General features: G+C 36.9%; 1 protein-coding gene. It reads left to right on the plus strand.

Annotation, left to right across the window (positions count from 1 at the left end; all coding sequences use genetic code 11):
* Positions 1–195, plus strand: a 195-nt coding sequence (locus tag SB717_RS39810; protein ID WP_410908873.1) for a DUF1641 domain-containing protein, incomplete at its 5' end; no start/stop codon positions are given.
* Between the last annotated feature and the right edge of the window lie 38 nt (positions 196–233).

Consider the following 233-nt stretch of genomic DNA (forward strand, 5'->3'; position numbering starts at 1 on the left):
CTTGTAGAACCTGTAAAAGATACAGTGAAAAGCATGGCTGCAACTGCAATCGAAGCGAAAGATCGTGCTGACGAAAGCAACGAAGTTATCGGCCTATTCGGTCTGTTAAAATTACTAAAAGATCCACAAGCACAAAAAATGTTCCGCTTTGTGAACGCATATCTTCAAATTAGTGCAGAACGTAACAATAAATAATTTAACTTATAACAACAATTAGTAAAGACGGGGGATAT

The organism is Priestia sp. SIMBA_032 (assembly GCF_046535215.1).
GTDB lineage: Bacteria > Bacillota > Bacilli > Bacillales > Bacillaceae_H > Priestia > Priestia aryabhattai.